This window comes from Vibrio gallaecicus (assembly GCF_024347495.1).
Classification (GTDB): domain Bacteria; phylum Pseudomonadota; class Gammaproteobacteria; order Enterobacterales; family Vibrionaceae; genus Vibrio; species Vibrio gallaecicus.
Genome location: NZ_AP025491.1, coordinates 765325 through 778256, shown reverse-complemented (window position 1 = coordinate 778256; position 12932 = coordinate 765325). Strand labels below are relative to the sequence as shown.

10 protein-coding genes are annotated in these 12932 nt (G+C 39.4%); 6 read left to right on the top strand and 4 right to left on the bottom strand.

From position 1 onward, the window contains the following. Positions 1-34 precede the first annotated feature (34 nt). Complete coding sequence (locus tag OCU78_RS17865) at positions 35-640, bottom strand: arylesterase (protein ID WP_137374210.1); 606 nt, start codon at positions 638-640, stop codon at positions 35-37. Here OCU78_RS17865 and OCU78_RS17860 point away from each other — a divergent pair. The 3 genes from OCU78_RS17860 to OCU78_RS17850 all read left to right on the top strand — a co-directional run bounded on the left by OCU78_RS17860 (position 639) and on the right by OCU78_RS17850 (position 5527). Continuing rightward, on the top strand, positions 639-1313 hold the full coding sequence (locus OCU78_RS17860) for an ABC transporter ATP-binding protein (RefSeq protein WP_137374211.1): 675 nt from the start codon (positions 639-641) through the stop codon (positions 1311-1313). The two genes, OCU78_RS17865 and OCU78_RS17860, sit on opposite strands and share 2 nt — an antisense overlap. Before the next feature lies 1 nt (position 1314). Then, entirely contained in the window at positions 1315-3750 is a 2436-nt protein-coding gene (locus OCU78_RS17855; RefSeq protein WP_137374212.1) for an ABC transporter permease, read from the top strand. A gap of 292 nt (positions 3751-4042) precedes the next feature. After that, the gene (locus OCU78_RS17850) at positions 4043-5527 is read left to right on the top strand and encodes an FAD-dependent oxidoreductase (protein WP_137374213.1); all 1485 of its coding nucleotides are present in this window, start codon (positions 4043-4045) and stop codon (positions 5525-5527) included. 152 nt (positions 5528-5679) lie between these two features. Here OCU78_RS17850 and OCU78_RS17845 read toward each other — a convergent pair whose 3' ends face one another. Genes OCU78_RS17845 through OCU78_RS17835 form a run of 3 tightly spaced genes read right to left on the bottom strand, consistent with a single transcriptional unit; the run spans position 5680 to position 8145 of the window. Then, the gene (locus OCU78_RS17845) at positions 5680-6615 is read right to left on the bottom strand and encodes a 5-oxoprolinase subunit C family protein (RefSeq protein WP_180033721.1); all 936 of its coding nucleotides are present in this window, start codon (positions 6613-6615) and stop codon (positions 5680-5682) included. After that, positions 6616-7353, bottom strand: a complete 738-nt coding sequence (locus tag OCU78_RS17840) for a 5-oxoprolinase subunit B family protein (protein WP_373367629.1) — start codon at positions 7351-7353, stop codon at positions 6616-6618. It lies immediately after the preceding gene. Between the two features lie 39 nt (positions 7354-7392). Further along, positions 7393-8145, bottom strand: a complete 753-nt coding sequence (locus OCU78_RS17835; protein WP_137374214.1) for a 5-oxoprolinase subunit PxpA — start codon at positions 8143-8145, stop codon at positions 7393-7395. Between the two features lie 167 nt (positions 8146-8312). Here OCU78_RS17835 and OCU78_RS17830 point away from each other — a divergent pair, with 167 nt between their 5' ends. From OCU78_RS17830 to OCU78_RS17820, 3 genes are all read left to right on the top strand, one after another. After that, entirely contained in the window at positions 8313-10388 is a 2076-nt protein-coding gene (locus OCU78_RS17830) for a TonB-dependent receptor plug domain-containing protein (protein WP_137374215.1), read from the top strand. A gap of 109 nt (positions 10389-10497) precedes the next feature. Beyond that, positions 10498-10890, top strand: a complete 393-nt coding sequence (locus OCU78_RS17825; protein ID WP_240701758.1) for a YfiR family protein — start codon at positions 10498-10500, stop codon at positions 10888-10890. Further along, positions 10890-12857, top strand: coding sequence for a sensor domain-containing diguanylate cyclase (locus OCU78_RS17820; protein ID WP_137374372.1), 1968 nt, complete (start codon positions 10890-10892; stop codon positions 12855-12857). The genes OCU78_RS17825 and OCU78_RS17820 overlap by 1 nt, the downstream gene beginning before the upstream one ends. Positions 12858-12932 lie beyond the last annotated feature (75 nt).

Genomic DNA, 12932 nt, shown 5'->3' with positions numbered 1-12932 from the left:
CTATGTAAAATTTATTGAGCTAGACCATTAAAAACTAAAGATACTGATATAATTCCGATGCAACGAATTCAGCGATCCAAGGTTGAGCTTCTGGTTTTGGATGCAAGCCATCATTCATCATCCACTCTGGTTTTAGAATTATGTGCTCAAGAAAGAAGGGCAATAAGGGAACTTTATGTTGTTCTGAAGTCGAAGTAAAAACAGATTCAAATTGTTGGTTGTAGCGTTTGCCGTAATTAGGTGGAATTCGAATTTGCATCATGACAGGTGTCGCACCAGAAGCTTTTACTTGTTCAATGATGCTTTGTAAGTTTGAAGACATTAGCTTAGGAGGGAATCCTCTTAAACCATCATTTGCACCTAGCTCAATTAAGACAGTGTCTGGCGTATGTTCTTGTAATAGTTGAGGCAAACGAGCTAAGCCGTTTCCTGTTGTATCACCAGAGATACTGCCATTAATCACTTTTACTGATTTATCATGTTCTAGTAAAGCAGCCGGTAATAAGCTTGGCCAGCTTTGCTTTATATCCATATTGTAGCCAGCACTTAAGCTGTCACCTAGGATAAGTAACGTATTAGTCTGCGCCAGAGACGTAGCGGAAAATAAGAAAAATAATAGAAAGGAAATTAGTCTAGTCATGCACACATCCATAATTAAAGCTGAAGCTGTTTCAAAGACAGTGTCTACTAATCAAGAACATTTAACAATCTTAGAGAAGATCAATATTGATATTCTAGAAGGAGAAACGGTTGCTATCGTTGGAACTTCCGGAGCCGGTAAATCAACATTAATGACGTTGCTTGCAGGGCTAGATGTTCCAACTACAGGTGAAATAAGCTTACTTGGTCAGCCGCTTTCACAACTTGACGATGAAGCAAGAGCCAAAATCCGAAGTGAATCGGTTGGATTTGTTTTCCAAAGTTTTTTATTGATCCCGAGCTTATCTGCATTACAGAATGTTACTTTGCCTTGTCTATTGAAAGGTGAAGATGAAGATATTGAACGTGCGACTGCACTTCTAGAATCGGTAGGTCTTAAAGATAGGGTGGATCACCTTCCTTCTCAACTCTCTGGTGGCGAGCAGCAAAGAGTCGCTTTGGCAAGAGCCTTCATGATTAAGCCTAAGATCCTGTTTGCTGATGAACCCACGGGGAATTTAGATCAACAAACCGCCGCAAAAATTGTCGAGTTACTTTTTGAATTGAATGCTCACCACGGCACGACTTTAGTCTTGGTTACACATGACCCTAAATTAGCAGAGCGTTGCCAACGAACTTTAAAAATGCATTCAGGCAATATAGAGGAGGTGTAACGTGAGCTCATCTCAAGGACTTAACACGCGGTTGTTTTCATGGAGTATTGAAGAAATCCGCCATGGTCAATTATGGCCGGTATCAATAGCGTTAACTCTAATTATTGCATGTGTATTTGCATTATCTGCACTTGCAGAACGAATGGAGCAAGTGATCGTCAAGCAGGGGAAAGATGCATTAACAGCTGATAGCGTATTTGTGTCTGCGAACCCTATCCCAGAGCAGCTTTTAGATCTCACTCAAATTAATCAACTCGAAAACTCTCAACTGACGCGGTTTTCTACTATGGCGTTTAGTGACAATGGTATGCAGCTGGTAACGGTAAAAGCCGTTGATAGCTCTTATCCACTGCGTGGTGAGATGCTTCTGGAATCGAGCAGTGAACAAACTAATAAAGTGGAAGCAGGGGAGCTTTGGCTTGATGAACGTATATTTTCCCAATTAGACGTTAATATTGGTGACATTGTCACTATTGGCGATGCGGATTTAACTATTTCTGGCCGTATTGCACAAGAACCAGGTCTGAGTTTCAACCCATTCCAGCAAATGCCGTCTGTTCTTATTCACAGCTCTGATATTGAGAAAACCGGAGCGATTCAGCCAGGCAGCCGTGTACGATTTAGCTTATTTTTGAATGGTGATGAGTCGACGCTTAAAAACATTCAGGAGCAAGTTGAATTAACACCGAGTGATCGATGGCGCACACAAGATACTGCAAGTCGTACGAATGAAATGTTTGAAAGTACGACTCAGTACTTGTCTCTAACCGTTGCTATTGTTGTGATCATGGCGGCGACTACTTTAGTTCTAACATGCCAGCACTATGTAGCAAGTCGTAAAAAAACCATTGCCATGTTGAAAAGCTTAGGAGCGAGTAAGCAGTGGATTATTAAATGGCTTTCTGTCCAAGTTTCTTTGCTGGTTGCCATTGCTGCAATTCTTGGTGTTGGAATTGGTATTGGACTTGAAACACTGCTTAGAATTCCCCTAGGTGATTTACTGCCAAGCCCTCTACCTAGTTATGGATTTGAACCGGCTTTACTTGCGATCTTGTCGAGTATTCTTATCGGCATTCCTGCTCTTGGAATTCCGTTGTTCGGTTTAGTTAACACGTCAGCTATAAGCGTTATCCAGTCTGGACACCAAACAAAAGAGGGGATGAAAAAGTACCTTCTATTACTTGTTCCAATTCTGCCGATGCTTGGTATGTATGGTAGTAATTCATTGGTGTGGATTGTGTTAGCTGGGATTGCTGTCCTATTTTTGCTTTTAGCTTTTGTCAGCATGGGAGTTTTAAAAGTGCTCTCGAAATTGCCTGTCTCGACAGCAATGAGATTGGCGCTTAGTCGCATAAATCGAACACCTTTAGCTACGGGCATACAGTTTGGTTCGCTTGCTTTGTCTCTAATGTTGCTTTCTATTATTTGGCTTGTAAGAAGTGACTTACTTTCCGATTGGCAGCAAACTCTACCTGAAAACGCTCCTAATGCTTTTGCTTTGAATATTGCGGACTATGAAAAAGAGGAATATTTAGAGGTTTTAGATACGAATAGCATTGAACGTTCGCAAGCTTTCCCAATCATTCGTGGTCGTTTAGCCAATATTAATGGTGTGGAAGCAAAAGAATATGTAAACGACTCTGAGCAAACAGACGCCTTAAGTCGAGAGTTGAACTTCACTTGGGGTGAAACGTTACCGGAATATAACGATGTAATCGAAGGTCAATGGACGCAAGAAAATGGTGTTTCTATAGAGTCTGAAGTTGCAAGTGAACTGGGCTTAGAAATAGGGGACACGTTAACATTTACGATTAATAGTCAAACGTTTGAGGCTGACGTGAACTCTATACGTGAAGTTGAATGGCGAGAAATGAAGCCCAATTTTTACTTTATATTTACTCCTGATGTTTTAAGTTCCATCCCATCTACTTGGTTGGTGAGTTTTCGACTAGAAGATACGCACAATGCAATGCTCAGCGACTTATCAAGAAATCATCCAACCGTCAGTTTAATGGATATTCGTAAAATGGGTTCGAAGATCCAGCAATTACTTCAGCAAATCGTATGGTCGATTACTGTGTTGGCTGCATTGGGTGTTGTTGCGGGCTTATTACTTATATTCACCTTACTTCGATTGAGTCTTTCTCAACGTCAGCAAGAAATCCGTTTATATCGAACTTTAGGCGCGAGTAAAAAGCGTATTTTGAATACTATCTGGTGCGAATATGGAGTAATGGCTCTAGTGGCGGGTGGTATTGCAGCATTAGGTGCAGAACTTAGCGTGGCAGGGGTTATGAATTTTGGTTTTGAACTATCACCAAATGCTCACCCTATGCTGTGGGTAGTTTTGCCAGCTTTAACATTTATTACGTTAGCAGGTGTTGTTAATAGTTTAATAAAACGACTGTTAGTCCCTGTTAATAAAGACTTTGGTTAATATGTAAATAATCTTATCAACAGTTATCCACAAAAACGGTGGATAACTTTAGGGATAAGTTAATCGGGTATTCCATCAACTTACACTGCAGGCTTTATGTGGCGCTACTTCCGGCTTTTATTGTCAATTTAGCGCCCTTAAAACCGAGTTGTTGGGGAAATGAGTCAAGAAAAAATTCACTTTTTATATGCTGTTTTTATAGTCGAAAGCTAAGACCTTGATAAAAATGTGATTTAAATCATTTCAATTCGAAAGTAGAATAACGGCAGTTAATTTTGCCTTAAAGAACATGATGACTGACAACAATACGGATAAAGTTCCACCTTCGATTGCCATCGTAGGTGGAGGGATTGCTGGAACAACAAGTGCTATTCATTTTAGTGAGCTGGGATATAACGTCACTATCTTGGAAAAAGGGCCAAGCTTGGTAAATGGACCTCCTATTTGTCACCTTCATGCTGGTGGGAATTTATATAGGGACATTTCACAAGAGCAGTGTTTGACTCTATTGAAGCAATCAATCGAAACTATCCGGTTGTTTCCCCATTCTTTGAATATTCGTCCAACCATTATTGCCGTGCCACATTCTGATGGCGGGAATCCTGACGATCTTCTTCCTCGCCTTAATGTCATTCAAGAATCATACAGAGCTCTTATCGAAGAAGATGAGAACAATCGTGTTCTGGGATCTCCTGACGACTATTTTAAACTGTACGATAAGAAGCAATTACAGGCTTTAGCGTTACGCTCTCAACCTGAATCTCCAACTACGCTCGACGAGTGGTGTATTCCGTTCGCTAAGCACAGTAATCTTGAGGCTCTTAAGTTTCCGGTAGTCATTGTTCAAGAGTATGGATTAAGTGTCTTTAGGCTTTCTGCTACAGCTCAACTTTCTTTAGAAAAACAGCCTAATTGCAAAGTGCTAACCAATAGCCAATTACTTTCTGTCGATAAAGTCGAACCAACCATTAAGTCGTCTAGCGAGTTGCAGATAGGTGAACTAGGTAAGTGGAAGCTGAATTATTTAGATGATGAGAAAGCCCTAAGATCTTTCCAAGTGGATTACTTAATCAATGCCAGTGGTTTTGAAACTGGTGTGGTTGATGATTTTATTGGCTCTCAGCAGCAGAGGCTCGTGGAGTTTAAAGCGGCTTATATTACGAAATGGGAACAATGCGCAGAAGAATGGCCAGAAGTTATCTTTCATGGTCCGAGAGGTACACCACAAGGAATGGCTCAACTGACACCATATGCTGATGGCGTGTTTCAGTTACATGGAATGACAGAAGGAATTACTTTGTTTAAAGATGGGTTAGTGTCCTCTTCGAGCGATTCTTCACAACCGAAGCTACCCACACGTTTGCTCAAGAAAATTACATCGGGTTGGACTGAAGAACAGCTTAAAGAAAGAACTGAAGCAGCTATCTCTCATATGTCTCAGTTCATTCCAACATTTTCAGATGCATTAGTAGGCGGCAAGCCATTATTTGGCGCTCAACAAATCCCTGGGTCAGACCCTAGTTTAAGAGCCGCTGGCGTATCTTTCAGTGGTGATAATTACGCACGCTTAGAGGTGGTTAAAGCTTCATCAACCCTAGAAGCTGCGCAGAAAATTGCATTGCATTGGTTTAAGTTACCAATCAGGTCGGATATTGAAACCGCACACCCTAAAACAATGTCGCTAAATCTGAGAAATGTTGAAAATAAAGCTGTGCAACTAACTCAGGAAAGGGACTATCCAGCAGCCCTGGCTATTGTGACTGGTGAAGTTCGTTGAACTCGGTTCATTTAGCTTTTCGAGTTTATTAGTAGACTTCACTTCTAATTAAAAAACGAGCCTAAAGAGGCTCGTTTTTTGTATCGATAACGTTTTATCCATAAGTAAATAGATAATGTTTTTGCAACGATAGCTGACGGTTAGAAGAAAATTTAGTATCCAAAGAATTTAGCCCATTGACACCATACATCTTGAAGCCCTAGCCGGTCACCTTTAACAAATGAAATAGAATGCCCCGGCTTTGCTTGAGCAAGCCTAGGCAAGTCTATTCGTGCAATACATCCAAATTTTGGGTACCCACCAATGGTTTGCCTGTCATTTAACAAAATAATAGGTTGGCCATCTTGTGGTATTTGAATCGAACCGAGGGCTATGCCTTCTGAAAGCATATCTATTTTGGGTGACTCAATTGTGTTACCTTGTAACCTGTATCCCATACGATTGGAGTTTTGATCAACTGTAAACTCTTGGCTATAAAAAGCCTGCTTAGCTTCTTCAGAGAAGTATTGATTTTGATAACCCTCAATCACTCTTAAAGTAACGGGTAAATTGTAATTAGGTTTAAAGCGAAAAGTTAATGACCGTGACTTATAGGTCTCCGCTATGACGTGTCTATCGAAACTTAATACTAAATTTTCTTCACAAGGTGCGCCGTTATTGACGCCTCCAATATTTTCGCGAACGACTGTTGAGCTGCTTCCTAAAGTTAATGGCATATTAAAGCCACCTTTTACGGCTAGATAAGCTCTTAAGCCATTCTTGGGTAAACCAAAAGACAGTATTTGCCCTTTTCTTGCAATGAAAGTACTCCAATTGATTAGTGCAGTACCATCTAGCTTTGCATCCAAATCTCCGCCACAAATGGCAAGCTCGCAATCTTCATCTACATTTAACTTTACTTGTCCTAACGTAATTTCAATCACAGACTGATTAACAGGGTTGGAAAGTAAATGATTTGCCCAGCTGTAAGCATAATCATCAACAGGTCCACCTTGGGTGAGCCCTAAATGGCTGGTGCCAAAACGCCCAAAATCTTGGATTAGGGTCATTTGCCCCGGTTTAATGATAGTTAATGAAGAAGTCGACATTTATAACAAGCCTCCAAGAGAGAGGAAATCATCACGAGATACCGCTTTGAATTTAACTCGGGACCCAATTTTCAACTTAGAAATTGAATCAATATTTTTGAAGCTGTCTTCACTATTTAGGTGATTCAATTTATCTAATTCAAATAATGGAATCGGGCAGTTCCCGATAATGTTCCAACCACCTGGCGAGTCACTTGGATAAACAGCAGTTTTGGTATTGGCAATTGCGACACTGCCTTTTGCAACCGATACTCTCGGAGTATTATGCCTTGGCATAGTGAGTTCGATAGGAACATCAGATAGAAACCCAAAACCTGGAGCAAAGCCAATAGCACTTACTGTATATTCAGGCTGTGTATGAAGCTTGATGAGTTCATCTAAAGAAATCCCATTCTGCTCAAACCTCTCAATATCTATGCCTGTTTCATGTGCGTAATAAACGGGTAAGGTAATTAGCTCGGAAGGTGTATTGGACAAACCTATTTGTTCTGCACTTTTAATCACTTCAGTCAATTTAAGAATGAATTCTGATTCAGAAATACGATAAGGAAGGTAGTCGACCAATATTGAGTAATAGGCTGGCGTGACATTCATGATAACGTCGGAAAAGTGAAAACGAATCGCATCAGAAATATGACCAACTCTTTGTTCTGTTTCGGTTGTCTTTGAATTGATTGAAAAGGTAACCAACAAACTGCATTCAGCAATTGGCTCAATTTTAAAACTGGGTTGAATCATATCATCCACCAAATTGACATTACGTAATCGAGAGTCGTGTTATTTATTCATTGTGTTGGAATGTAACTCTTGGTTGATTTTTTTAATTAATGCAATGGATTGAGGGTTATCACCATGAACGCAAATTGTATCGGCTTCTAGATGAAGGCGTTCTCCATCTATTGTAGTAACACTTCCATAATTCATCAGCTGCATCACTTGGTTATAGATATCATCACTGTGATTGTACACAGAGCCTGATAGAGTTCGAGCAGCCAGTCGACCATTACTGGTATATGCTCTATCCGCAAAGGCTTCAAACAACAAAGGCAAATCATGTTTGTCGGCTATATCTAAATAGCGCTGATTATCTAAAGATGAGAGGATCATAAGCGGAACTTGAAAGTCAGATACTGCATCCGCGATGGCTTCAAAAACTTCTAAATTTTCCATCATATCATTGTACAAAGCACCATGAGGCTTCACGTATTTGATTGACGTTCCATGAAATCGACATAATGCCTCTAAAGCGCCGACTTGATATGAAATTAATTCAGAGATTTCAGCTGGAGTATGAGCAATAGATCGTCGACCAAACCCAATAAGATCCTGATAACCTGGATGTGCCCCAATCTGAGTATTGTAGTGCTGTGCAAGTTTTATGGTTCGAGACATAACATGAGGATCAGACGCATGGAAGCCACAAGCAATATTCGCCATATCTACCCATTCCATGACAAGTTCGTCATCTCCCATTTTCCAATGTCCGAAACTCTCTCCCATGTCACAATTAAGTAATATCTTTGTTGTCACTTGTTCTCAATCCATTAGTTTACTTTAGTTAAGACACTCTAATAAATAGCTGTATTAAACAGTGAGCTAAATCAAATTTTTCAACTTCAAGGTTTACCAGAACGCTTTTCTGTATATAGTCACCAGCAAACGAAGGATCAACGCCTATCTTCATCTCAGGTCATACAATGAAACATTCATCTATATACGCAGCTCTAGCATTATTGCCTTCATTTTCTCTCTATGCTCAGGGGAATTCACTTGAGCATTTAATGTCGATGAGTCTTGAAGAGTTATCAATGTTAGATGTCGAGATGGAGACGGCGTCTAAAGTTAAGCAAAAGCTAACGGATATTCCATCTTCTGTTTATGTTTTATCAAACGAACGAATCCAAAGAAGCGGCGCAAAAACAATTGCTGAAGCTTTGGTACTCGTACCTGGTTTGAAAGTAACAAAATTTAATGAAACATCATGGTTTGTTTCAACCCGTGGTTTCCACGATGGTTTGTACAATAAAATGCTCGTGATGATAGATGGTCGAAGCCTATTTAGCCCTGTATATGGTGGTACATATTGGACTGATGTTGACTATATTCTGGCTGATATTGAAAGAATAGAGATACTTAAAGGACCTGGTGGCACTATTTGGGGGGGGAATGCTGCAAATGGCGTAGTGAACATCATCACTAAATCCTCAGAAGCTACTCAAGGTACTTATGTATCAGCGGTTGCGTCTGCTAATGACAATTACGAATTTAGTGCTAGGCAAGGTTTAAAGTTTAATGAGTATCTTTATGGGCGCGCTTTTTATAAGTATAAGGAAGAGTCTTCTTACCAGCCGAATACATCAGATAATGAAATTTGGAAAGCTCAATCTGCCGGCATGGTTTTTGAGCCGATTGATGCTGATAAAAACTGGTCTTTGAGGTTTGGGGGAGAGAAAAGCGCTTACCGAACAAGCTTATATACCTATTATTATGATGATCAAGGTTGGTACGATTATTCATCGAAAGACTTTGATAATGACAGCCATTCGTTTTATGCCAAGTTTAACGATTATCAGGACATTAGCTCACAAACAGTTTTGTCCTATTCATTATGGGGAGAGCATAATAAAGATAATGCCCTTGACGCCCCCGGCAGCTATTCTACGGTAGATTTCGATTCCACTCTTATCACACAATTATCCGACCTCCATCAACTGACTTTCGGTGGTGGTATTCGTTACATGCACCTGGATTTTTCTTCTAGCCAAATTGATGATGTTGATTTTTACAATGTTGATTACTATCGACGAGCATATGATATCGAATCGGCTAATGACTATATCACTAATATTTTTATCCAGTCTCAATTAGCTTGGAATGAACACCTGTCTACGGTGATGGGGGTTAAACTTGAGCACTTTACGCAGAATTCTACGACAGAATTGTCTCCCCAGTTACGGGTTATGTACAAAATAGATGAAAAGCACTCTTTATGGAGCGGTGTGAGCCGAGCCGTCGTTGCGCCTTCGTACATGGATTCAAACTCGGTCTACTTAGAAAACTCATATTACTATGATGAGAACCAAGGGTACGTCGATTACATCGCTTATTATGGTCAGAATAACGACTTAGATAACGAAAATGTGATTACTACGGAAATAGGATACCGTTTCTCGAGTGGAGAGCGGTTAGAGGTTGATAGTACTGCTTTTTATAGTATTCACGATAATGTTCGCCAGCACAGTTTACAACAGTCTGGCAACCAAGCTCCTCATGTCATCAACGGCGTATTAACTGATGATTATGAAGCTAAAACGTATGGTATTGAAATTGGTGCTTCATATAAAATAACTGAAAATTTAAAGAGTTACTTCAGCTACTCTTATTTGAGTGTTGAAGGAGAGCATAAGGGTACTAACCCAGATTCAAGTCAATATTCTGAATCAACGCATGATATAGATAGTGAGCATTTAGCGACGGCTCAAGTTTTGTGGAATGTTTATGAGGGCTTCCAGTTTGATGTTGTTGGTAAATATATGAACGTCAATTACCCAGATCACTACGTTTCTTACACTGGTGAAACTTTTGATTGGCAATCGTATTCTCATGAACTGGCATTTGACGCAAGGTTAGGTTGGAAGAAATCCAATAAAGCGCCTTTATTCGAAGTCGTAGTAGAAAATATAGGTAAAAAAAGCGGTTATCAAACAGATTACTCAACATATAAAGAAGCGAATCAAGAATCCGTATATGTAAGGGTGTCTCATGAATTTTAAGAGAGTTGTTTTTACATTAGTATTATTGGTAATAACGCATATTTGTTCCTTAAAGGCGTACGCGGCTAGTTTTAAGCCATATCAAGTGAAGGCTGTATATGTGTTTCGAATGGCTAGCTTTATACGTTGGACGAACGAATCAGAAATGAAATCTCTTAATTTTTGTATCATTGGCGATGACAAAGTTAAGCGGGTTCTTAGTACAATCACTGAAGGTAAAGTAATTCGTGAACTGCCAATAACAGTTACATCAAAGATGAATGAAGAGTGCAATGTCACATATGTCACAGGGTATAAATCCACATTTGATCGAAAAAAATATACCACACCATCGAATGTGACAATTAGTGACCAGAAGAACTTCACGAAGCAAGGAGGCGTTATTGAGCTACAAACTGTGAACAGTCAGATCAAACCAAAGATAAATTTAGATAACGTTCAATTAGATGATTATACTATTGGTTCAAATTTATTGCGCATCGCAACTGTGGAGGGCAAATGATGTTGTCATCCATGAAAAACCTGTCGATTAAAAATAAACTTTTTTTACCGATAATTTTATTTATCAGTGCTACTTTTATCACGATTCAATGGGTTAGTTACACTGTCACTTATGAGCGAGAAAGAGACAATTTAGTACAGCGTGTAAAGGTTTTAGCAAAAGGCGTCGCCTTTAATCTTCAAGCTGCAATCCTCTTTGATGATAAAGAATCAGCCAACGAAATTCTGTCTGCTTTTAGTGCTGATAGAGACATTGTACGTGTGAAGTTGTTTGATACAGAACCACAACTGTTTGCTATGTACCAGCAGCAAGACCGAATCCCACCAGTACCGAATGAACAACAGCGTATTGAGATAAGGCAAAAACAGTTCTCTATCTCAGATCAATATATCTTTTTATTAGTTCCTGTTGTTTTAGAGCAAGAAGTCATTGCACATCTACGAGTCACCATATCAAAGCAAAGTTTTGAAAATATATTTCTTATAACATTAAAGACCGCTGGTATTTATTTAATCTTACTTCTGGTCCTTGGAACTATCCTATATAAGATTATTCAACGCTTTATCATTGAACCTTTATTCAACTTAAATGAAGGTATGCAAGCCTTTGTTGAAAGGCGTGAACGTACTAAAAAAATCACTTTAAATAGCAATGATGAAATTGGTGACTTAGTTCATGCCTTTAATACCATGTTAGAGCGTCTTGGTCAGCGGGAGAAACAAGTCAACTTTACATTAGATAAGCTTGAACAAGAGAAGTCATTCGCGAATGAAGTGATTGAGACCGTTCAACACTCCCTTATCGTCGTAAACGAAGATGGTGAGATAATTCACTCGAATGCCGCGACAATGGAAATATTTCGATGTACTTCAGCGTATCTAGAAGGCTTAACCATTAAAGAACTGATAGTAACGAAACAATCTGATTTACTTCAATCGGCAATTGATTCAAACCTTGTTTTAAACGATCAACTCATTGAATCAATCGATGTATTTAGCAGTAAACAACTTTTGCAGGTCAGTAGTCGTGAGCTTTCTAAACAAGGCCAAACGTTATTTGCCATTCAAGATGTTACAGAGATCGAATCTGCAATGAATAGGCAGAAACTTGCAGCTGGAGTCTTTGAAAATAGCCAGGATGGATTAGTTGTTTTGAATGCTTCGAATGAAATTACAATGGTAAACCCTGCTGTAACCACTTTACTTGGTTACGAAGCAAGTGTGCTTTTAGGAAAATCACCTTTTGAAGTTCTTCCTTGGCAACAGTTCACTTCTTTGATGCCAACGATTATAGAATCATTAGAAAATTATGGACAGTGGCAGGGAGAGGTTTGGGAAAAACATAGTTCAGGCAATTTAGTACCTATGTTTGTCAAAATTAACCGAATTGTTTCCAATCAACAACGTGGCGAGTTTGATATGGTGCTGACCTTATCTGACCTATCAAATGTGAAAGAGATGGAGCGACTTGAGCATCTCGCCCATCATGATGCACTTACAGGGCTTGCAAATCGTTCTCACCTGTATAAAACGCTAGATGAAGTCGTTTCTTCAAGCCAATATTCAGATAATCATTTCGCGGTACTTTATCTAGATTTAGATGGGTTTAAGGAAGTAAATGATACTTATGGACACGATGCTGGAGATGAAATGCTAAGACAAGTTGCCAGTCGATTGTTATCTCAGGTGAGATCTGGGGATCTAGTTGCTCGTTTATCTGGCGATGAATTTGTTTTAATCATTAAATCTACAAACAAAGAAATGATGTCGGCACTGGCTGAACGATTATTAATAATAATCACAGAAGAGGTTATGTATAAAGGTCGCTCATTAAAAGTAGGGGCAAGTATTGGCATTAACTTAGTTGAAGATGACGAAAGAGATCTCGATCTAATACTCAAAGCTGCAGACCAGGCAATGTATCAAGCGAAGAGTAAAGGGAAGGGGTGCTTTGTTTATTCTCAGTAAATCAAATGGTTATTGGTATTTATCTTAAACGTTAGCTTTATTATATAGCCGAATCTTTACACATAACCTGAACTG

Bases quoted from the DNA above. Each gene is read 5' to 3' on its own strand.
- OCU78_RS17840 (WP_373367629.1), bottom strand. From the start codon at position 7,353: ATGATTCAACCCAGTTTTAAAATTGAGCCAATTGCTGAATGCAGTTTG.
- OCU78_RS17860 (WP_137374211.1), top strand. From the start codon at position 639: ATGCACACATCCATAATTAAAGCTGAAGCTGTTTCAAAGACAGTGTCT.
- OCU78_RS17865 (WP_137374210.1), bottom strand. From the start codon at position 640: ATGACTAGACTAATTTCCTTTCTATTATTTTTCTTATTTTCCGCTACG.
- OCU78_RS17850 (WP_137374213.1), top strand. From the start codon at position 4,043: ATGACTGACAACAATACGGATAAAGTTCCACCTTCGATTGCCATCGTA.
- OCU78_RS17825 (WP_240701758.1), top strand. From the start codon at position 10,498: ATGGCTAGCTTTATACGTTGGACGAACGAATCAGAAATGAAATCTCTT.
- OCU78_RS17820 (WP_137374372.1), top strand. From the start codon at position 10,890: ATGTTGTCATCCATGAAAAACCTGTCGATTAAAAATAAACTTTTTTTA.
- OCU78_RS17830 (WP_137374215.1), top strand. From the start codon at position 8,313: ATGAAACATTCATCTATATACGCAGCTCTAGCATTATTGCCTTCATTT.
- OCU78_RS17845 (WP_180033721.1), bottom strand. From the start codon at position 6,615: ATGTCGACTTCTTCATTAACTATCATTAAACCGGGGCAAATGACCCTA.